General features: G+C 58.0%; 15 protein-coding genes and 1 pseudogene. 11 read left to right on the top strand and 5 right to left on the bottom strand.

Translation table 11 applies throughout. The features are described from left to right. Positions 1 to 115: 115 nt before the first annotated feature. The 4 genes from HAP48_RS04195 to HAP48_RS04180 all read left to right on the top strand — a co-directional run bounded on the left by HAP48_RS04195 (position 116) and on the right by HAP48_RS04180 (position 3,170). On the top strand, positions 116 to 607 hold the full coding sequence (locus tag HAP48_RS04195) for a TIR domain-containing protein (protein WP_166214575.1): 492 nt from the start codon (positions 116 to 118) through the stop codon (positions 605 to 607). Beyond that, positions 582 to 1,262: an Nmad2 family putative nucleotide modification protein gene (locus tag HAP48_RS04190; protein ID WP_224496901.1), complete on the top strand. Its 681-nt coding sequence runs from the start codon at positions 582 to 584 to the stop codon at positions 1,260 to 1,262. The genes HAP48_RS04195 and HAP48_RS04190 overlap by 26 nt, the downstream gene beginning before the upstream one ends. A gap of 214 nt (positions 1,263 to 1,476) precedes the next feature. Further along, positions 1,477 to 2,487, top strand: coding sequence for a nucleotide pyrophosphohydrolase (locus HAP48_RS04185; RefSeq protein ID WP_210292789.1), 1,011 nt, complete (start codon positions 1,477 to 1,479; stop codon positions 2,485 to 2,487). Further along, positions 2,487 to 3,170 (top strand): uracil-DNA glycosylase, encoded by a 684-nt coding sequence (locus HAP48_RS04180; RefSeq protein WP_166214576.1) that lies wholly within the window; start codon positions 2,487 to 2,489, stop codon positions 3,168 to 3,170. Before HAP48_RS04185 ends, HAP48_RS04180 begins: the two co-directional genes overlap by 1 nt. A 211-nt stretch (positions 3,171 to 3,381) precedes the next feature. Here the strand turns inward: HAP48_RS04180 and HAP48_RS04175 are convergent, their stop codons facing one another. The 3 genes from HAP48_RS04175 to HAP48_RS04165 are packed head-to-tail and all read right to left on the bottom strand — an operon-like array spanning position 3,382 to position 6,990. Further along, positions 3,382 to 3,927, bottom strand: coding sequence for a toll/interleukin-1 receptor domain-containing protein (locus HAP48_RS04175; RefSeq protein ID WP_166214577.1), 546 nt, complete (start codon positions 3,925 to 3,927; stop codon positions 3,382 to 3,384). Further along, a complete protein-coding gene (locus tag HAP48_RS04170; RefSeq protein WP_224496900.1) occupies positions 3,920 to 4,450 on the bottom strand; it encodes a TIR domain-containing protein in 531 nt (176 codons plus the stop codon). Before HAP48_RS04170 ends, HAP48_RS04175 begins: the two co-directional genes overlap by 8 nt. Further along, positions 4,450 to 6,990, bottom strand: coding sequence for a patatin-like phospholipase domain-containing protein (locus HAP48_RS04165; RefSeq protein ID WP_224496899.1), 2,541 nt, complete (start codon positions 6,988 to 6,990; stop codon positions 4,450 to 4,452). The genes HAP48_RS04170 and HAP48_RS04165 overlap by 1 nt, the downstream gene beginning before the upstream one ends. A gap of 405 nt (positions 6,991 to 7,395) precedes the next feature. Here HAP48_RS04165 and HAP48_RS04160 point away from each other — a divergent pair, with 405 nt between their 5' ends. Both HAP48_RS04160 and HAP48_RS04155 read left to right on the top strand, forming a co-directional pair. Beyond that, a complete protein-coding gene (locus HAP48_RS04160; protein ID WP_166214578.1) occupies positions 7,396 to 8,439 on the top strand; it encodes a toll/interleukin-1 receptor domain-containing protein in 1,044 nt (347 codons plus the stop codon). Further along, positions 8,436 to 11,225 carry an nSTAND1 domain-containing NTPase gene (locus HAP48_RS04155; protein ID WP_338028977.1) on the top strand — a complete coding sequence of 930 codons (2,790 nt, stop codon included), beginning with the start codon at positions 8,436 to 8,438 and terminating at the stop codon, positions 11,223 to 11,225. The genes HAP48_RS04160 and HAP48_RS04155 overlap by 4 nt, the downstream gene beginning before the upstream one ends. 189 nt (positions 11,226 to 11,414) lie before the next feature. Here the strand turns inward: HAP48_RS04155 and HAP48_RS04150 are convergent, their stop codons facing one another. Beyond that, the gene (locus HAP48_RS04150; RefSeq protein WP_166208639.1) at positions 11,415 to 12,698 is read right to left on the bottom strand and encodes an IS256 family transposase; all 1,284 of its coding nucleotides are present in this window, start codon (positions 12,696 to 12,698) and stop codon (positions 11,415 to 11,417) included. A gap of 227 nt (positions 12,699 to 12,925) precedes the next feature. On the opposite strand from HAP48_RS04150, the gene HAP48_RS04145 reads away from it, so the two are divergent. The 5 genes and pseudogenes from HAP48_RS04145 to HAP48_RS04125 form a co-directional block, all read left to right on the top strand. Beyond that, positions 12,926 to 13,663, top strand: coding sequence for an Nmad3 family putative nucleotide modification protein (locus HAP48_RS04145; RefSeq protein ID WP_166214580.1), 738 nt, complete (start codon positions 12,926 to 12,928; stop codon positions 13,661 to 13,663). Between the two features lie 1,337 nt (positions 13,664 to 15,000). Further along, positions 15,001 to 15,396 carry an IS66-like element accessory protein TnpA gene (tnpA, locus tag HAP48_RS04140; protein WP_166202956.1) on the top strand — a complete coding sequence of 132 codons (396 nt, stop codon included), beginning with the start codon at positions 15,001 to 15,003 and terminating at the stop codon, positions 15,394 to 15,396. Continuing rightward, positions 15,393 to 15,740 carry an IS66 family insertion sequence element accessory protein TnpB gene (gene tnpB, locus HAP48_RS04135; RefSeq protein WP_166214581.1) on the top strand — a complete coding sequence of 116 codons (348 nt, stop codon included), beginning with the start codon at positions 15,393 to 15,395 and terminating at the stop codon, positions 15,738 to 15,740. The genes tnpA and tnpB overlap by 4 nt, the downstream gene beginning before the upstream one ends. Before the next feature lie 46 nt (positions 15,741 to 15,786). Beyond that, the gene (gene tnpC, locus HAP48_RS04130; protein ID WP_166214582.1) at positions 15,787 to 17,460 is read left to right on the top strand and encodes an IS66 family transposase; all 1,674 of its coding nucleotides are present in this window, start codon (positions 15,787 to 15,789) and stop codon (positions 17,458 to 17,460) included. Between the two features lie 258 nt (positions 17,461 to 17,718). Then, positions 17,719 to 18,192: pseudogene (locus HAP48_RS04125) on the top strand (recombinase family protein); the annotation flags it as partial. Between the two features lie 289 nt (positions 18,193 to 18,481). Here the strand turns inward: HAP48_RS04125 and HAP48_RS04120 are convergent. Beyond that, positions 18,482 to 19,525 (bottom strand): IS110 family RNA-guided transposase, encoded by a 1,044-nt coding sequence (locus HAP48_RS04120; protein ID WP_166214583.1) that lies wholly within the window; start codon positions 19,523 to 19,525, stop codon positions 18,482 to 18,484. Between the last annotated feature and the right edge of the window lie 188 nt (positions 19,526 to 19,713).

Here is a 19,713-nt window from a genome sequence, read left to right as displayed (position 1 = left end):
AATTTGTCACGGAAAAGGCGCGTTCTACTCTAGCGTGCCTTGACATTTTCAGTCCCGTAAATATGTGCCCAAAGGGGGGCGATCTTGGATCGAGCCCGTTGTCCGTGGAGGGACAATGTCAAAGCGCCGCAATGTCTTCATTAGCCATCACCATGCGGATGACGAGCATGTGGGCGGTCTAACAAAGTTGCTGGATCGGCAAGGCTTTCAGATACGGAACAGCTCGATTCGAGCAAAACCGTCAAATCAGGTTCGCTTGGACAAGAAGCAAGTTCCCGAGGCGACATTGAAGCGGCTTCTACGCATGAAGATGTCTTGGGCTTCAACCGTAATTGTATTGATTGGCAAAGAAACGCACCAACGACCATGGGTAGACTGGGAAATTCGTAAGGCTAATGAACTGGGTAAGCGGATCGTCGGCGTTTTCACGAGGGGCGGGACCGAAGCAGATATTCCGCCTGCTTTTGAAGAATATGGCGATACGCTGGTGAATTGGAATTCTGATAGCGTCATCCAAGCGATCGAGGGCACGAATAGCCCGTTTGAGTCCCCCGGCAGTGCCGCGCCGCGCGAACTCGTTCATGCTTCGCGAACGTCTCGCTGCTGAAAACGCGATGGCGAGGGTCTATTTTTACGTTGTAGCTCGCGACTTTGGGTTTGCGCCAAATCCGTTCCACGGGATGTGCACCCTCGCTACATGCAAGCCAACCATTCGCCGCACCGTACGAGCCGGTGACTGGGTTGTCGGCATGGGTGGCACAAAACTGAATGCGGTCGGCCGTTGTATTTATGCGATGCAAGTAACCGATGCACTGACGTTCGAAAAATACTGGGAAGGCTTGGAATTTCGCGCTAAGCGTCCAGTCCGAAACGGCAGTCGGAAAACGATAGTCGGGGACAACATCTACCACCGATCGCCTTCTTCTAAGAAATGGCAGCAAGAAGATTCTCACCATAGCAAACCAGATGGATCGCCAGATCCGCATAACATTCAACACGATACACAGACCAACCGCGTGCTAATATCGAGCCACTTTTATTACTTTGGCAGGACCGCGCCGCTTGTTCCTGAGGAAATCCTAGGCGATCTTGGTTTCCGCAACGGAATCGGTCATCGGGTCTTCTCGACTCAGAATGCACAACCGTTTTTGTCGTGGCTCGACACTTCCTTTGGAGGTCAGGTGAACTTGGTGCTCGGCGACCCATTTCAATTTTCGCAGAGCGCAGCCCGCTACTCCAAGAAAGCCGACAAGGTGATTTGACGATCGTCGACCACAATTTGTGTTGTCCGTTGCAATCGAAGGTGGCGCGAAACATCGTCAGGTAAGCTATGACACCAGCCGCTCGCTCGAAATCGACGCTGAACACGGAGAAAGCCAACATGTTCATCGCCGACTTTGAACGGCAACCGACCGCTTCAGACCGGAGGAGGTAAATCCGATCCTCCTCGGGTTATTTGGGGAGGTGGGGGGGATCATGGCCGCGGCCAAGAAGCTCAAGCGGGAAGGCGCGGCGTTCGTCGGATATCGCCGCGCGGTTGAGGAGGAATTCGGCGACGCACTCTGGTATTTCGCCGCCCTTTGTCGGCGCTTAGAAGTGCCCTTGCACGAGGTGCTCGCCGCAGCCTCGTCGGAGGGCTACATGTGTTTGGTGGCGGCCGCGGATGATCCGCCGGGCGCCATATCCCGGGTCTCGTCTCCGCAACCATCCGGCACATTCGATGAAGTCTTGCTCAGTCTTGGAGGCAATGCCGCTCATCTCCTTGTCTTGACAAAGCAGGCCCCGGACGCGCGAGCCCGCCTGATTGCTTTCGCCGACGCGTTCCTGCGCGCGTTGAATGCTGCGGGCATTTCATTCGCTGAGGTCGCGTCGGCCAACGTTCGAAAGGTGCGGGGTAGATTCCTGACGCCCGTTCTGCCCGAACTTCCCGAGTTCGACGGAACCTTCTCCGAAGAAGAACGTCTTCCGCGCGAATTCGAGATCGTCATCCGTCAACGCTCCGGAGGTCGCAGCGTCCTGGAAATGAACGGAGTGGTCATCGGCGACCCCCTGACCGACAACATCGCCGACCGCGACGGGTACCGGTTTCACGATGTTTTTCATTTTGCGAATGCCGCAGTCATGCATTGGTCGCCGACCTTTCGGGCCCTGATAAAACGCAAGCGCAAGAGCGATCCCGTTGTTGATGAGACACAGGACAGCGGTCGAGCCATCGTCGTCGAAGAAGGCCTCTCGGCCTTCGTTTTCTCGCACGCGAAAACACTTGCTTTCTTCGAAGGCCAATCCTCGTTGTCTTTCGATCTTCTCAAGACGGTACGGCAATTCGTCGATGGCTACGAGGTGGATGCTTGCCCGATGAAGCTGTGGGAAGATGCCATTTTGCAGGGCTACGACGTGTTCCGTCGTGTTAAGAGAGACGAGGGCGGCATCGTTCGTGGAGATCGCAATCGCCGCAAACTGGAGTTCCGGCCCCTCGGAGCAGTCTGATGAATGCAGCCGCCCGTTTCGTGGCCACCGTCCGCGGCCTCGCCTTCGAAAACGTCTTCAATCCTTATTTCGATCGTTGTCCCGTTCATGACAGGGCAGACGCGCCGGACACTCGGTCCGCGACCCTGAGCGCCATTATTGGGGCGGCGGCCTCTAGAGGAATCCACTCGGTGTGGATTGGAAGGGATCTTGGTTATCGCGGTGGTCGGCGCACCGGCCTCGCGTTGACGGACGACGTCCACGTTGCCGCTCACGCGGCCCGCTGGGGCATCGAGACCCAACGCTGCACAAAAGGATTGCCAGTCAAGGAGAGGACAGCCGAGCTGGCATGGTCAGTGCTCGACGAGATTGAACTTCCCGTGTTCTTGTGGAACGTTTTTCCTCTGCACCCTCACGAGCCGGGCCTTCCCTTCACGAACAGGTCGCATCGGGCTTCGGAGCGCGCGGTAGGGGAAGAAATACTCTCCGAATTGCTGCGGCTACTTCGGCCGGAACGGGTAGTCGCGCTCGGCGGCGACGCGGCCAGTTGCGGCGAGCGCGTAGCACCGGGAAGGTGCCTGAGGGTCCGGCACCCTAGCTACGGCGGCCAAGCCGATTTCCTGCGTCAGATGTCCGATCTTTATGGGCCGCGCAGGGGCTCGAAATCACAGGCCGATCTGTTCGGTGCCGGCGTCCCTCCATAGGGATGCTCCTCGTGGAGGCGAACGTCACACGAGTATGTGATTATGCGCGCCGCCGTCGCCGGGATCACCGTTACCCTGGCTTGCCGTCAGGATCGCCCCCTAATGAATGCTGCTTCCGACAAGCAGTCGCCGGACCAACCCGCAGCGTAGGATCTGCTCTCTGGAGCTGCGGACCCGCATCGCGACGCAGCCGCTTCCGTACCAGTATGGGTCACGCTTTCAACCAAGCGGACAACTCGGTTGCTGAATGCTTTTCTTGATTATAGACCATAAACACCGGTGACGGATACCCTTGCAAATCGCCGTAGACCACACGATCATAAATACCCAGATATTCCCGCTCCGCCCAAGTGTGGTCTCCAGCCGAATCGACGCCGGGGAAGATCGCTGTGCTCGTTGGGCTCTTATGCCCATCCGCCAAACCTAGCTCCCAAGGCATCCATCGGCTATCCTTCGAGTTCTTAGTGGTCAATAGAAGGAATTTGTGCGACTGGCGGATCCGGCCGCGCAAGATCGTCGCCGTCTCCCGCGATGTCGTCGGTGGAAGAGACTCGTCCTTCTTGTCGACATATACGATCGCGCCATGCCGTTCGAGAATCGCTATGATCCCAGGTAACAGATCGACGTCCTTGGTTGAATGGCTCAGAAAAGTGGAACCCTGTGGCGACCGGGCCTGCGCTTTGCGAACAACAGAGGCGTGTTCGCTCAGGGGGCCGGCATTTCGCTGAATTCTGTCCCGCGTGATGTACTCAACCATTGCGATCCATTCGCCGCCTGTTGTTGGCGATCAATCGATTTGACTTGGAATTCGCGCGCTCGATGATGGTCGTGAGCGAAGCGGGACTGTTCCACAACTCGTGCCACCAGATCCATTCCGCATATCCGCTGTCGATGTTGTCTTGCAGGCGGTCGGGCTTGGCGGTCCCACCGTTTGAAAAAACCTCAAGCGTAGGGAGCAGAACCGCGATCAAGCCCATGCCTTGAGAAAGCGACGCCTCGATCTCCCAGTCAACATATCGTCGCTTGGGGGTGTCACGACCGCAAAGCACGATCGCGCACGAGCTTCCCTTCAGGTGGTTATCTCTGATGGAGCGCATGATGTAGTCGAAATCCGCGCTGTCGATTCTGCGCTCGATCGAATCGTCGGTGATCGCTTCGAAACCATCGTGGAATACCGACGAAAATTCTTCGTAGTACAGCTGGTCACCGCGATGGTGATAGCTCACGAATATGCGCCTGCGTTGCGGCTGATAAGGAGCAAAAGGGTTGGCCATGCTCATCAGGCCTCGAATGGCTCGAGCATGTTGCAGGAAAGCTGCCGGAACCATTCCTGCACGCTAGCAGGCCTTGCATTGCTCGTCATGAGTGCCGGCGAAAAAGTGCCTTCTGCGACATGGACGCCCAGCTGGCGATAGGCCTCGAATTGTTCTTCGTCGTAGAACTGGTCCAAGGTTGACTGGTGAGGGAAGTCGGGATGAAGCAGGCGGTACCTTTTCAACAGCTCCGCCTCGTTGCCTGTAAGCGAGAGCTTCAGATAGAGCATCAGACCAATGCCTTCGGTGCGGCCGTCCATGGTTGCCGGATAGATCACACGGAAAAGCTGCGCGTGTGTCTTACTGAAACGCGATTTCGGGTCGGGTCGCATATCGTCGAGCCGCGGCTCGATCCGAATACCCAGATCGATCTGCGCGTGCCGGACGAGAGTCAACTTACCGTGGAACGTGCTCTCAGGATCCGCTTCGCCGTCCACGCAAACTATGAACTTACAACGGCGTTTAAGCAGCTCGTAGACACCCATATTCTCGATGTGGCCGCCGTCCGAAACGTTGAGCCATGCATTTTTTTCGGCCATGCCTATTCCGAACATCTCGCGAACTAGGCACGTAAATCCGGGGAAATCCCAGAACGTTTGTTCTCGGGGGTTCGCGATCCAATATCCCAAGCGGACATTCAACAAAGTCATCAACGCGGAAAGCGTGGGCATCGAACCAAGACCCATATGCGGAGAAGCCGCGGCTCCCGAGATCGCCATCGCGGTAGCCAAGTCAACCTCCGCGTTCTTAGCAGCCCACGCCCTAGTTCGGCTGTAGCGGACAGCTTTCGAACCGATCCAATGCTTGGAGAACAAGAAAAAATCCGCTTTTCGATCCCGCAGCACTTGGCTGGTGCTCGACGGCAAATTGACTGCGGCATTAATGAGGTGATACGGCGCCCGTCCGCTGGCGTTTAGCGATGCCAACGGCATCGTCGGTCCGCCCGTTTTCGGTCGAACGAACGTCCTGGCTAACGCGTCGCGGTACAGTTTGTGCGGGCCGGTCAGATTGACATCGAGGCCAAGCAACGAGAAGAAGAGAGAAAATAGGAACACGCAGCCGAGCACGGCTATCCCCGGCACATGGTGGATGGGGTTGAACCAGGATGCGGTGGGGTCGATCGACATTCGGCCCAATTCTCTGAGCAAATAGAGCACGGCAACCGCAAGGATGGGGACAACAAAACCCGCGGCGTACAGCGCGACGCGGAGAAAGTTCTTTCGGAATTTCTCGCTTCGGAATACCGGCAGGTAGCGGGCTAGGGCGGGTGCGGCGACCACGGAGAGGGCGACGCTTCCGGTGATCTTGGAATCCCACAGCGCGTCGAATTGGACAAACCCCCATTCGATCGCGAACATCAAGGTGCAGGCGAGGGCAGCGCCGGCAGCGACGGCAACTACTACCGCTCCTGACTGTGCCGTCGCCCCGGCGCGAAGGGAGAAGCCGGATAAGTAGACGGTAATGAGCGTCACAATCGAGAGCGTCAGGGTGGCCTTAGACCAGAAATCGTGCGTCATTCCAGCGCCGAGATATGTGGCAAGCAGAGCTAGCAAGGATAGGACGCATAACGGTGCGATCCAGTTCATGATCATTCCCGACAAGGTCCCGGTGATCATGAGCCAGCGGTGTTTCAGGTCGACAGCGCTCAGATACTTGGCGTTCTGGCGAACGTGGCGCACCGCATCGGTGTCGGGTCCAAATGGCCGTGCAAGTTCGTCGAGTGCCCCTCCGGTACCGATGACGGAGGTTATAAACGAACCAGTGTAACCACCGCCCGAGACTGTAGACAGATAATCGAAGTCCTTCATCAACCCACGGTCCGCGAGAACCTGAACAACGCCGAGACAGAAAGTCGCGGACCTGATGCCGCCCCCGGAAAGAGCCAAGCCAATGGCGTTAGTTTCATTCGCGTCCAGACCGACCGCGAGGCGCCGAGCCAGGATTTCCGCACCTTCATCTGCATTGATGCACTTTTCTGGTGTGCATGAAGGGTTCGCATGGGCGGCGATACCCTCGTCCTGTCCAAATTCAAGCGGAAGAAAGACTGCCTGAAGCTGAGCCTGACTGAGAACTTCTAGTCCGAGTTCGTCGGGGATCACTTTGCCGTAAGCCAACATCTGCAGATGTTCGGCGAAGGCGACGAGCTTCTCGCGAACTTGCGCTAGGTCGATTCGAAAGTCATTGGCGCCGTCCCGGGAATCTAGCAGCCCGGCCTCCTTGGCGCGGTGCCACTTCGCCGTCACTGGTCGCAAGACTACGTTCAACATAGTCGTCGCGGTCTGGGCGAACTCCTGACAGCCGAGATTGTCCTTTATCGCTTTCCGCGTCAATCCGAAGATTTCCCAAAGGCTCTCCAGAGCTCGCGCTTCGACGCCGTATTGATACGGCAGCCGTTGTGTTGAAATCCTAGTACGAAGTTCGGTCAGCAGATCGTGAGCGGCTTTCTGATCGGGCGACATTCCATCGCCTTCCCTTGGATTCTCATTCTCCCCAGCGTTACCGGTCATTGCGGACCTCCCGTCCAGCGAAATGCGCATGGTACACGATTCGTCTGCGGCATTGGACCGTGGAATGCCTAGGGGTCGATCTTGCCAGTTTGTGCTTCGCCCATGATGGCGGTGCCGGCAAGTTCGATGACTTACGGTGCAACGATGTGAATCTGGGGCCGACACTGTACTTACAGGTCGAGACTCGTCGTTCTTGCTCGGGACTTGTCCTCACGCTGTTCGCAACTTTCTCCTTTCGCCGAGCATCAATCTAACCGGCCCTGACAAGTTTTGACCTTGCGCTGGGATGATCACGATAGCAGGTTACCGTATCGATAGGGGCGACTCAGAGTTTAGGCCTCGACATCCCCAAGTTGAGCGCTAAAGTGTCAAGGTGGAGGCCGCCATCAAAATGGGGATGAAGAAGTGGCATTCCTTTCACCTTTTTACGATCTTGATGTTTTTGTTAGTTACTCGCACGGGAATGCGCCAGGCGATGCAAATTCGCCATTAATGCGCTGGACTCACTCGCTTATTCGCGAACTCAAGAGGGAAATTCAGGCCGTAGAGGTTGAATTCGACGAACTGACGCTTTGGTGGGATGACCTTATTGATCCGACCGTCGATCTCACCGACGAACTTCGCGAAAAAGTCCGATCCTCGGGCATCCTGATGATCGTGATGTCGCCCCGGTACTTGGCATCAAGTTGGTGCAAAGACGAATTGGAATGGTTCCGACAACAAGTGCACGATAGGGCCAGGGACCGCGGACGGGTCTTTGTCATTCGCGCACTGCGAACAAATGAGAGCGATTGGCCTGAATTCTTGCTCGATGGTCGAGGGCATGCGCCGATCGGATTCAGATTTCACGACCCGTTGCATCGGATGCCTTACTGCTGGCGTGACACCCAGGTTGCCAAAGAAGAGTATGCGCAACAATTGTGGCGGCTGCAGATAGCTTTGACTAGCCATCTTCAAGCGCTACGCTCTCGCAGAGCGCAAGCCATGGAGCCGATGAAACCGATACCGGCCTCGCGGCGAATATATCTTCACGCGCGCTCTGAGCATACCGAAGTGTTTGAGAGCGTCAGACGAGCCTTGGCGGAAAAGGGTATTACCCCCCTAACCGCAAAACACGATGCTGTGCGCAGTTTGGCCGACTGGGGTCAGGAGAGTAGAGCGCGAGTAGAGACCGCTAAGCGATGCTCCGCGCTCGTTCTTCTTCGTGGTGATGGAAGCGAGAGCTTTGTTGGTGATCTACTTGATATTGGCGTTGACGAACGAGAGCGAATTCAGGCAGCCCGTGGGTCTCCTTTGCCGTGCGCGGTCCTTGACCAATCTGGAGAACCGCTACCGCTGGATGTCTCTCGTTTCGGAATTGAGCGTTTCGATATTTGTGACGCAAGCTGGCGAGACAATTTTGGCGGTTGGCTCGCAGAAGTGCGGCAGACTCTCCCCGCATCCCCATGACCCCTCCAGAACCGAGCGCCCAAGAATTCCTTTCGACCGCACGCCCGAGGCGGCCTTATCCGGGATTGCGCCCCTTCGAGGCTGAGGAGTGGTCTATCTTCTTTGGTCGCGAGAAGATGATCGACGACGTGATCGAGCGTCTTGCATTGCAGCGCCTCGTGATCATTCACGGGGCGTCAGGCATCGGAAAGTCATCGCTTGTAAGAGCGGGAGTTCTTCCAAAGTTGGCCCGTCAACATTTGCGCCACGGTGAAGCATGGTTGACTTGCAGCATTAGACCGTCAGGCGGGCCGCTATGGAATCTCGCGAAAGAGCTCGCCCGGCTGGATGGCAGTGAGAATGATCTGGACACTATCAGTAGGATCGTTCGGCAACTAAGTCAGAGAAACGCAACACTTTCCTTAGTTGCGAACTCTCTAGAGAACCTTCGGGGACGAACACTCTGTATCCTAGTTGATCAGTTTGAGGAGCTTTTTCGTTTTGCAAAGGAAACTAGTCGCGAAGAAGCGGCTTGCTTTGTGGATCTTCTCGCACGCCAAATCGATGTTCCAAATTCGAGCGCAGCCCATAGCAGTGGTCAGGGAGGAAGAGCGGAGGGCCGAGAATTGTCGACCCAGAGTGCGCATGTAATCCTGACAATGCGCTCGGAGTTCTTGGGCGAGTGCACGCGCTTTAATGGGTTGGCTGAAGCCATCAATCGTGTCCAGTATCTCGTACCTCGAATGGACTATCACGAGCTTGTACGAGCGATCTGCCGCCCGGCAATAATCTATGGTGGCGAGGTCAGCGGCCCGCTTGCGGATCAATTGATTGCGGAAGCTGACGGTCAAGGCGACGAGTTGCCCCTTATACAGCATGGTCTGATGTTGCTTTGGGACGAGGCTTCCTCCCATAACCAGACCGGCGAAATTGTGCTCAAGCCTAGACAACTTGAAACAGCTGAAGGACTAGCAAGTTTACTGTCGAAGCACGCCGACACCGTGACCGCCGAAGCGGCCACTAGCCAAGTCATGAAGAAGGCGGTTGAACGTATCTTTAGAGCACTAACAGAACTAAATGCAGAGGGTCAGGCAATCCGGCGGCCGCAAAAGTTTCGCGAACTCGTCGCCGTGTCGGGAATTGATGAAGATGCGTTGCGGCCAATTATCGAAGCGCTGCGCGCTGACGGGGTCTCATTTCTAACCCCATATCCGCCCACTCCAATAGAGCCAGACACCATTGTGGATATTAGCCATGAGGCGCTAATTCGCCGTTGGAAGAGTATCGCCGATAAGAACGAAGGTTGGCTACAGAGAGAGTTTCGAGACGGCTTGATTTGGCGCTCTCTGGTCGAGCAAGCTGAAAGTCTTCTGTCGAGCCGCCCCCATCTTTTGTCGGCCGCCACGACGGAAGCACGTTCTCAGTGGTTCAGGGATCAGAGCGAACCGTGGGCGAACAGGTATGGTGGACACTGGTCGCGTGTCCAAGCATTGCTGGACGAAAGCGAGGCAGCAGTTCGACGGCAGGTCGAAGAAGTCGACCAGCGGCGCCAAGAGAAGGAGGAGTTGAGGCTGGAACGGGAGCGTCGTGCCGCGGCCGAACGCGTTGCAGAGGAGCATCAACTGCGGACTCGCGCGGAACGAGAACTTTCCCGCCGACGACTGCGCTACACTATCGTTCTAAGCGCCGCTGCTTTACTCTTTTTGCTGGCCGCAGTCCTTGCTTTCTATCTAAGCCAAGAAGCAACGCGGGCGAGAATAGAAGCTGAGCGCGCTAGAGAGATCGCGGAGCGCGCCCAAAGCGACGCGGTGCTACAAGCCCAAGTCGCGAAGTTCAAGGCTGAAGATGCCGATAGAGAAAAGCAGCGAACGCAAGATGCGTTGTCCGCCGCGCAAGAGGCAAATGCGAAACTAAATGCAGCACTCACGCAGGCACAACAGACTCAAGCGTCATCTGGTGAAGTCGTTGCAGAGAACCGAGGCGTTTCGGATTTGCTCGAGGCATTGAAGACAAACACAAATCCCTACCAAGCGGCAGTTTTAGGACAAAGTATAGCCGCGCTGGGCGCGAAGATAACTTCAAAGCAGATGGCAGTTGCGGTCGATAGGCTCGTTGACCTGCTAGATGATTCGAACGATCCTTCTGTGCAGAATGCTTTCAGTCAATCGCTTGAAGCGATAGCGCAAGCCTCGAAACAGGTTGAAGCCACTCAGGTATTCGTTCGTCGGCTTGAGAGTGCATTAACAAACGCTTTGGATGTAGGCAGCAAGATTGCGATTGCTCCAGCTTTGCAAATCGCCTCATCCAAACTTGGCCGCCAAGACGCGGAGAGAGCGGCTGCTACCATTGCAAATGAGTTGTCGCCATTCATCCAGGAATTTACTTTTACACAGGCCGAACAGGTAGCCACGATACTTCTAAGAAACATTTCAGAAACCGATGACCCCAATGCCCAGTCAGTTCGTGCGCTCGAGTCAGTCGCTCTGAAGCTTTCGCCATCAGCTGCCCAAGACCTCGCGCGTCAAATATCCTCAAGAGGCCTCTCTGGCAAGCTAGAGCGGGTCTTACTCGCCTTGCGGAAAGGGCGAACGTCAGATGTGTCTAGTAAACTGATATGCATTGGAGATAGCACAAGTCGTAATCAGCAATGCCCGCCAGAAGCTATTCGGTTGCCCTGCGGAACAGATATCCGGAATTGGGCAAAGCAAACTCAATGCCAAATACTGGACACAAAAAAGCTTGCTGACACATCAGGAGGCGCCTGCGGCTATGCAATTTTTCGAGTGCAATGCAGCGAGGGCCGCTGACTGTTGAACGGCCACTACGAAAGTTAGAGCAGGAGCCGGAGACGTGCGCAAATTCCATAACATTCGATTTGCGTGCGCCACATGCAACACCACAGCCATTTGCGGTCGGCGGCTTACGCTTACGCTACTAGGCTGGCGGCGCCGCCGTCTCAATGAGCTATCGCCAAATTTTGGTGACGGCGCGGCCGGTCAGGCGGCGGCGGTTATGGGCTGACGGTCAGTCGGTTGGGCGATGACCTCGATCCCGTCGTTGAATGTCACACCGAGAACGAGTTTTGGCAACTGGTTGTGGCCATCGAGACGACGCCAGCTTTTCTGCGCGGCCTCAAGCAGTTTGAAGACCATCGCGAGCGCCGTTCTGTTGGACAGGCAGCCCTTCGATCGGATCGTGCGGTGGCGCACGGTAGCGAAGGTGCTTTCAATGGGATTGGTGGTCCGCAGGTGTTTCCAGTGTTCGGCCGGGAAGTCGTAGAACGCCAGTAGCGTGTCCCGATCCTTGCTCAGGCAGTCGGCCGCCTTCTCGTATTTGGGCGTGTAGCTCTCGATGAAGGCGTCGAACGCCAGCTCGGCGGCGGCCTTGGTTTCGGCCATCCAGATCTCCTGCAACGCGCGTTTGGCTTTAGGCTGCTGGCTCTTCGGCAACTTGGCGATCACGTTGGCGGTCTTGTGTACCCAGCAGCGCTGCTCGCGCGTTTTCGGCCAGACCTCGCCGGCGGCCTTCCAGAACCCGAGCGCGCCGTCGGCGATGGTGAGCCGCGGCGGCACGCCGAGCCCGCGCCGCTTCAGGTCGAGCAGCAGATCGCGCCAGTCCTGCGCGCTCTCGCGGGCGCCATCGGTGAAGCCGACCAGTTCCTTGCGGCCCTCCGGCGTCGCGCCGATCAGCACCAGGATGCACTGCTTTTCGTCTTCGAGGCGTGCTTGGAGATGGATGCCATCGGCCCAGATGTAGACGTAGCGCTTCGCCGACAGATCGCGCCTCTGCCACGCGGTGTGTTCGTCAAGCCAACCGTCCTTCAGACGGCCGATGGCGGATGCCGACAACCCGGCAGCATTCTTGCCGAGCAGCGCCGCCAGAGCCTCGGAGAAGTCGCCGGTGGAGATACCCTTCAGGTAAAGGATCGGCAGCAGCGTCTCGATCGATTTCGAGCGGCGCATGTAGGGCGGCAGGATCGACGGAGAGAACCGGATGCGGTCGGGATCGGTAGCCTCCGCCTCGCGATCGCGGACACGCGGCTGGCGGACGCCGACCGGACCGATACCGGTCATCACCTCGCGTTCCGGCAGGTGACCGTGGCGCACGACGCGCTGGTGGCCGTCCGCAGTCTTCAAATCGGCATGCTTGCCGAGAAAGTCCGCGACCTCGGCCTCGACCGCCTGGGCCAACAGAGCACGCGCCCCATTGCGCAAGATTTCGGTGAGTTGATCGTCGACGTTTCCTGGCTGAATCAACTTGATGATGTTATCTTTGGACACGGCATATCGCTCCTTCGGTCGAGAAGTGGAGGCGTCAAGCACCCCCACGATATGCCGCCTTCCCGATTCCCGCCGTCACCAACTTTCAGCGATAGCTCCGTCTCAATCGCTCTACAATTTTAGCGATTATGCAAAGAGTTGAATAAGTACTTGAGCAAGTCGCGGCCGACATAACCGCATGGTCATACTCGCGTTCGTACAATGCAGCAGAAGCGTAGAGTTATCGAATGAGAATCAGTTTTAGTCGAAAGGGCTTTGACAGCGCTGCCGGCGGCGCGCCATCTCCGATCATTGATGGCAAGCCAATAAGCTTGCCTATCCCGACCCGACACCGGTCAGACACTACGTACGGCGACGTCGGACTGGGTAAGATTGTGGAACGCGTAACCCACGGCAGGATCTCCGGTTCGGATCTTTGCCATCGCGATCCAATGTTTCAGGATAACTGTTGCGCCTTCGGCCAAGTCGCGGCGGCCCAATCGCACCTAGACAACCACGGCTTTGGCGTTGGCGACGTCTTCCTTTTCTACGGTCTCTTCGCGGACGAAAGGGGTCGCGACCGCCATCATCGCATATTTGGCTACCTCCGCGTATCGGAGAAGCTCACACTTGGCTCAAGCTCGCTCGTTCCGCCACATTGCTTGGAGGGCTTTCAGTACCGGCATCCTCACACGATAGGCCAATGGAACGATAACAACACACTCTACTTTGGTCGTGGAAATGTTGCTCGAAGTGCGTCGCAAGTGTTGCGCCTCTCGAAGCCTGGAGTGGTGTCTTGCTGGCAAATACCCGAGTGGTTGGGCGGTATTGGTCTTTCGTATCATTCGAAGCCGGCTCGATGGGCCGTGGAAGGTGAGCTGAAAATCGTGAGCCGCGGCCAGGAGTTCGTCACTGAGGACGTCATCGATAATTCGGCGGCTCGTCAGTGGGTCGATGACATAATTCGAGAGATTGATGAGGGGTGATGAAGGCGCCTAGAGTAATCATTGTCCTCCTTCGGCAACCATCGACCGCTGTCACCGAACGCCGGGACGATCCATTTTGGGAGATTGGAAGTTTCGGTTGCACCGGATGTCACAGTCGCAATCTGATGAACCCTAAGCGCGTCCGCGAACTTGTCGGTGCCCGACTGGCATTCGTGCAAGGCGGAGCACTTGGCTTTCGGTTGGTACATGTGACGTCAGAGATCTGGGTCGAACCCGTAGGTCGTGGGCTTTGAAGCTCGCTGGGCACCTGCAGAAATGCCTCTCGCCTACTGGTCGGCGCCGCTGGTGATCGATAACGGTGGCAACAGCGATGTCCGTTTGCTCGCCCTGGAAAGTCGTGGGGTTCTACGATCGACTCCCATATCGCAGTTCGCCAGTGCATTCCGCAGTCGGCGCTCACCGGTCGCGGGCGACGTCGGCGCTGCTATCATCGCTTGTTACCGGCGGCGCCGAACGCCGGCGCGCGTCGCGAAGACCTACGCTGATGCCATGCCGCATCTGCCACCGATCATTGAGCTTCACCGAAAGCAACGATACCGAGCAGTGCGGAAAATGCAGCAATCTTCCGCGTTAGCCGGCGGTCGATGCAGCAAATAGAATGTCGGTGTGCGTACGTCGACGCTCGTCACCTTGCGTTTCTTGTGGCGGGGCGTTGCTTTTCGTCGTTGGAATCACGAAAACCATGCCACAATATGCGAAGAACCCCAGATTGTACCTGCCGTCGCTCCAACCTCGCGCGCTAGACGCTTTGCGGGTTGCCCCCTGAACCATAACCCGTCACCGTCTATCCTGCGCCGGCTCTTTTACGAATAGGCCATCGGCGTGGTTCGATTGCGCGGCTGGTCAGGCACTCGAGCGACAGGCGAACTGAGGGCAATGCCTCGTCATTGTGCGTGTCGGTATCTGTCGATGGTTTCGACCAAGTCTAACAGTCGTGTTTGGATAGCCAAGAGCTCAATACCCGGTCTGAGAAATGGCCGATCGCACGCCGAAAGAAAGTAGGACAGCACTGCGTCTGAATGGCGTGCCAGGGCGATAAGATGCTGTCTTCTCGGGCCGTGTGTGCCCGCAAACCAATGCTTTACGGTTCTTTCACTCGCGCCCGTCCAGATCATCACCGTCTTGATGGCTCTGTGGGTCGTTCCGAGCTCATTTCTTGGCGCGACAGCAATCGCTTGTTCGAAAGGAACCACCGCTATCTCCTCCGTCGAGACCGTGCGACCTACGGTGTAATTTCCTGCCCCTATTCGGCAACATCGTATCCGTCCGAGGGCGGCCGTCTTGCGAGTTTTTCCGATCTGTAGCTGACTGTCCTTATGGACGGACATAAGGACAGTGCGGTGCTGAGCCGCATGGATTTGGTGGAGACCGGTCGGCGGCGACGCTGGACGCGTGCGGAGAAGCTCAGAATCGTAGAGGAGAGCTTCTCGGGGCCACGACTGGTGTCGGCGACGGCTCGCCGGTATGGGATATCACGTCAGCTTCTGCTGAGCTGGCGCAAGGCTTGGACCTGTCATGATCCGGCCGAAGAGGATTCGATCGGCCCGACATTCGTCCCTGCGATAGTTGCGGCAAGTACGCCGCCAACGACGGAAGCTGTCGAGACAGGTCAGATCGAAATCGTGAGCCCTCAGGGGCTGCGCGTGGTCTTCGGCCCCGGTGCGGATATCGAGGCGGTCGTTCGAATTGCTCGGGGCCTGGCGCGCCGATGATCCCGATCCCGACGGGCGTGCGGGTGTGGCTGGCGACGGGCCATACCGACATGCGGTGCGGCTTTCCGAGCCTGGCTCTGCGCGTGCAGGAAGTGCTCAAGCGCGACGCCATGGGCGGCGGTCTTTTCTGCTTCCGGGGCAAACGCGGTGATCTATTGAAGGTCATTTGGCACGGTGGCCAGGGCGCCTGCTTGTTCACCAAAAGACTCGAGAGAGGCAGGTTCATCTGGCCATCGGTTGCTGGTGAATCGGTAACGATCTCTCCGGCGCAGTTGAGCTATCTGTTGTCCGGGATCGATTGGCGCAACCCTCAAGAAACCCAGCGTCCGACGCGGGTCGGATAGTCGTTTTACGGTTTGAATCTGCTGCTCGATCTGATTCAATGGCTCCATGATATCGAAGCCGGATGATCTTCCATCGGACCTTGTCAGTGCCCTGGCGGCGCTGCAGGCCGAGCGTGAGGCGCGACAGAAAGCCGAGGCGAAGGCCGCCAACTGGCAGGCGCAAGCCGCGAATGCGCAGGCGAAACTGTCGGATACCGAGGCGCTGGTCGCGCATCTCGAGCTGCGGATCGAGAAGCTCAAACGCGAACTGTACGGGCAGCGCTCCGAGCGCACGGCGCGGCTGCTCGAGCAGTTGGAACTGGAGCTCGAAGACCTCGTCGCCACGGCGAGCGAGGATGAGCTTGCGGCGCAGGCCGCAGCGGCGAAGACGCAGAACGTCCGCCCCTTCACGCGCAAGCGGCCGGTGCGCAAGCCATGGCCTGACGATATCGAACGCGAGCGCGTCGTCATTGAGACTCCAACGACCTGCGCCTGCTGCGGTGGATCGCGGCTGGCGAAGATCGGTGAGGATGTGACCAAGACGCTGGAGGAGATCCCGCGCCGCTTCAAGCTGATCGAGACGGTACGCGAGAAGTTCACCTGCCGCGATTGCGAGAAGATCAGCCAGCCGCCCGCGCCGTTCCATGCCACGCCGCGCGGCTTCATCGGCCCACAATTGCTGGCGACGATCCTGTTCGACAAGTTCGGCATGCATATCCCGCTCAACCGCCAGAGTGCGCGCTTTAAGGCCGAGGGGATCGACCTGCCGTTGTCGACGCTGGCCGACCAGGTCGGCCACGGGACCTTCGCCGTCATGCCGCTCTTCCACTTGATCGAACGCCACGTGCTCGCTGCCGAGCGCCTTCATGGCGACGACACCACCATCCGTATTCTGGCGAAGGGCAAGTGCACGACCGGGCGGATCTGGACTTATGTGCGGGATGACCGGCCGTTCGCCGGGCCTGCGCCGCCGGCAGCGGTCTATTACGCCTCGAGCGACCGACGAGGCGAGCATCCACAGAGACATCTGGCCGCCTTCGCCGGCATCTTGCAGGCGGATTGCTACAGCGGCTTCGAGCCGCTGTTCGACCCGCAGAAGAAGGCGCTGCCGATTACGCCGGCGTTTTGCGTGGCCCATGCGCGGCGGGGCTTCTTCGAGCTGGCTGATATCGAGAAAAATGCTCGGGAAGGCAAGAAAGGCAAACCGGTCTCCCCGATCGCGCTGGAGGCTGTCAGACGCCTCGATACGTTGTTCGAGATCGAGCGCGCCATCAACGGCCGCGGTGCCGGCGAGCGGCGTGCCGCTCGCCAGGAACAGAGTAAGTCACTTCTCGAGGACATGCATGCCTGGCTGCTCCGCGAGCGCGAAACCCTCTCGCGTTCCTCCGAGGTCCTGAAGCCGATTAACTACATGCTCAGGCGCTGGGACGGCTTCGCCCGCTTCCTCGACGACGGCAGGATCTGCTTGACCAACAATTGCGCTGAGCGCGCATTGAGAGGCATCGCCTTGGGAAGGCGCAACTGGACCTTCGCCGGCAGCCAACGCGGCGCCGACCGTGCCGCCATCATGCTGACGATGATCACGACCTGTCGCCTCAACGACGTCGATCCCAAGGCCTGGCTCGCCGACGTCCTGGCCCGTATCGCCGATCATCCCGCATCGCGTCTGCACGAGCTCTTGCCCTGGGAATGGAAGCTCCTGCGCCAGGCCGACAAGCCAGCCAATCAGCAGGCCGCCTGACCTTCACCCTTCACCCAATGCCATCATAGACCTCGCCGTGCCCGCGCGCATGCGTCAATCAGGCGGCCTCCGTCGTATGCGTACGCAACATCTTTCCATTCACCACATTTATTGTCGGCTTGATGTGCAAGCGGCTAGCGCCGGCGAAGGCGCCGGCCCCGTTCGAGGCTTGCTCGCCGCTCGATCGCAGACCGATCGGAAGAAGTGGTGGTGGATCAGAATCGGGAACGCAGCGTTGACGATGCTGGCCGGCGCGTAATACGAGCCGCAGAGTACGTGCGGATGTCAACTGAACACCAGAGATACTCGACTGAGAACCAGTCGGATGAGATCCACAAATATGCGTCCTCTCGCGGCATTGAGATCGTGAAAACGTATGCCGATTCGGGAAAAAGCGGACTCCGTATCGATGGTCGCGATGCGCTCAAGCAGCTGATCGATGACGTTCAAGGTGGCCGCGCCGATTTCCAGACGATCCTTGTTTATGACGTTAGTCGCTGGGGTCGCTTCCAGGACGCGGACGAGAGTGCTTATTACGAATATATCTGCAAGCGAGCAGGGATCGCCGTCCAGTACTGCGCGGAGCAGTTCGAGAACGACGGTAGTCCTGTTTCAACGATAGTGAAGGGCGTAAAACGCGCCATGGCCGGCGAGTATAGCCGGGAACTATCCGCTAAAGTGTTTGCCGGCCAATGCAGGCTGATTGAGATGGGATTTCGCCAGGGTGGGCCTTATAGCGCGACATGTATGGAACGGCCCGCGGGCGCAAGAGCTTTCTCAGTCGACTTCACACATGGGAGCGGTGCGGTCATGTATACGGCCTGTAAAGCGCGGCGCATGACCGCTGGCCTCGATGAAGTCCGCGACACAAGGGGCTAAATCAATCAGACGCGCTTGAAGCGCATTGTCGCGCCAGCCTCACTCGTGTCGGGATTTCGTCCCGTGGGTTCATCGCCTGTTATTGCTCCTTGCCCTCTGCCGGCCCGCGCCGGTCAGATCTCTTTGACAACTGCTGTATTCATCAAGCGGCAGGCGTAGTCGTCGCTAGCGTCTCCGGATGCCGATAAATCCCACCCCTGTTCAAGAGCGCCCAGGCAATTCGCGCTGTCTTGTTGGCCAGTGCGACCGCTGCCACCTTGTACGGACGTCTGGCGAGCAGCGACTTCAACCATGGCGGCGCCCGATCAGCCTTCCGGGCAATTCGCAGGACGGATGTCGCCCCAAGAACGAGGAGGCTCCGAAGTTCGGGGTTTCCCATCTTCGAGATTCGCCCCATCCGCTCCTTGCCCCCACTCGAATGCTGTCGCGGCGTCAGTCCCAGCCAGGCAGCAAAGTGACGAGCGGATTTGAAGCCGCCGGGATCTGGCACCAGCGCCTTGATGGTCGCCGCTGTAATGGCTCCAATGCCGGGGATGGTAGTCAGTCGGCGCATGTCCTTGTCGGTCCTTGCCGCAGCAACAATGGCTCGCTCGAGCTTGTCAATCTGGTCCGCCTGAGCCTCGATCTGATCGGCAACTGCCGTCAGCGCGAAGCGCGCTGCCGCAGGCAAGCGGATATCTGCTACATCCCGTACGATTGCAACCAACGCCTCGACCTTTGTCCGGCCGGCGGCGGCAATGATGCCCAACTCAGCCAGATGCGAGCGCAGGGCGTTGATCGTCTGCGTTTGCTGTTTCACCAGAAGTGCGCGACTCTTCAGGACCATCGTTCCGGCTTGTTGCTCGGCCGTTTTGATCGGAACGAAGCGCATGGTCTTGCGAGTCACGGCTTCGCTGATGGCCTCGGCATCCGCCGCATCCGTTTTTCCACGCTTCACAAACGGCTTGACGTAAGCTGGTGGGATCAGCCGCACTTCATGGCCGAGAGTTGCAATCTCGCGTGCCCAATAGTGAGCGCTGCCACAGGCTTCTATTCCGACAAGGCAGGCCGGCTGCTTCGAGAAGAAATGCAGGACCTCGCTGCGCCGTAGTCTCCGGTTGAACACCGGCGAGCCATCGGCACCCGCGCCGTGAACTTGAAAAATGTGCTTCGCCAAATCCAACCCGATGGTGCTAACCTGCTTCATGGAACGGTCCCTCCTTGTGGCGTTCGAACAACGACCACGTTTTAGCACGATGATGCTGTCGGAGCGGGCCGTTCCACCACATCAATCAGGATGAGAGTGGCGCGTCAATCAAGATGAGACAAGGCAGCCGAGTGGGCGGATCATTGACGCTGGCCGCGGGTTTGGCAAGGCTTGATTGACGCTGCGCG

The organism is Bradyrhizobium septentrionale (assembly GCF_011516645.4).
Taxonomy (GTDB): domain Bacteria; phylum Pseudomonadota; class Alphaproteobacteria; order Rhizobiales; family Xanthobacteraceae; genus Bradyrhizobium; species Bradyrhizobium septentrionale.
The sequence above is the reverse complement of the archived record's forward strand: the minus strand, read 5'-3'. Positions and strand labels throughout refer to the sequence as shown.

Coding starts and splice junctions, on each gene's coding strand:
- HAP48_RS04195 (WP_166214575.1), top strand. CDS start 116: ATGTCAAAGCGCCGCAATGTCTTCATTAGCCATCACCATGCGGATGAC.
- HAP48_RS04190 (WP_224496901.1), top strand. CDS start 582: ATGCTTCGCGAACGTCTCGCTGCTGAAAACGCGATGGCGAGGGTCTAT.
- HAP48_RS04185 (WP_210292789.1), top strand. CDS start 1,477: ATGGCCGCGGCCAAGAAGCTCAAGCGGGAAGGCGCGGCGTTCGTCGGA.
- HAP48_RS04180 (WP_166214576.1), top strand. CDS start 2,487: ATGAATGCAGCCGCCCGTTTCGTGGCCACCGTCCGCGGCCTCGCCTTC.
- HAP48_RS04175 (WP_166214577.1), bottom strand. CDS start 3,927: ATGGTTGAGTACATCACGCGGGACAGAATTCAGCGAAATGCCGGCCCC.
- HAP48_RS04170 (WP_224496900.1), bottom strand. CDS start 4,450: ATGAGCATGGCCAACCCTTTTGCTCCTTATCAGCCGCAACGCAGGCGC.
- HAP48_RS04165 (WP_224496899.1), bottom strand. CDS start 6,990: ATGACCGGTAACGCTGGGGAGAATGAGAATCCAAGGGAAGGCGATGGA.
- HAP48_RS04155 (WP_338028977.1), top strand. CDS start 8,436: ATGACCCCTCCAGAACCGAGCGCCCAAGAATTCCTTTCGACCGCACGC.
- HAP48_RS04145 (WP_166214580.1), top strand. CDS start 12,926: ATGAGAATCAGTTTTAGTCGAAAGGGCTTTGACAGCGCTGCCGGCGGC.
- tnpA (WP_166202956.1), top strand. CDS start 15,001: ATGGACGGACATAAGGACAGTGCGGTGCTGAGCCGCATGGATTTGGTG.
- tnpB (WP_166214581.1), top strand. CDS start 15,393: ATGATCCCGATCCCGACGGGCGTGCGGGTGTGGCTGGCGACGGGCCAT.
- tnpC (WP_166214582.1), top strand. CDS start 15,787: ATGATATCGAAGCCGGATGATCTTCCATCGGACCTTGTCAGTGCCCTG.
- HAP48_RS04120 (WP_166214583.1), bottom strand. CDS start 19,525: ATGAAGCAGGTTAGCACCATCGGGTTGGATTTGGCGAAGCACATTTTT.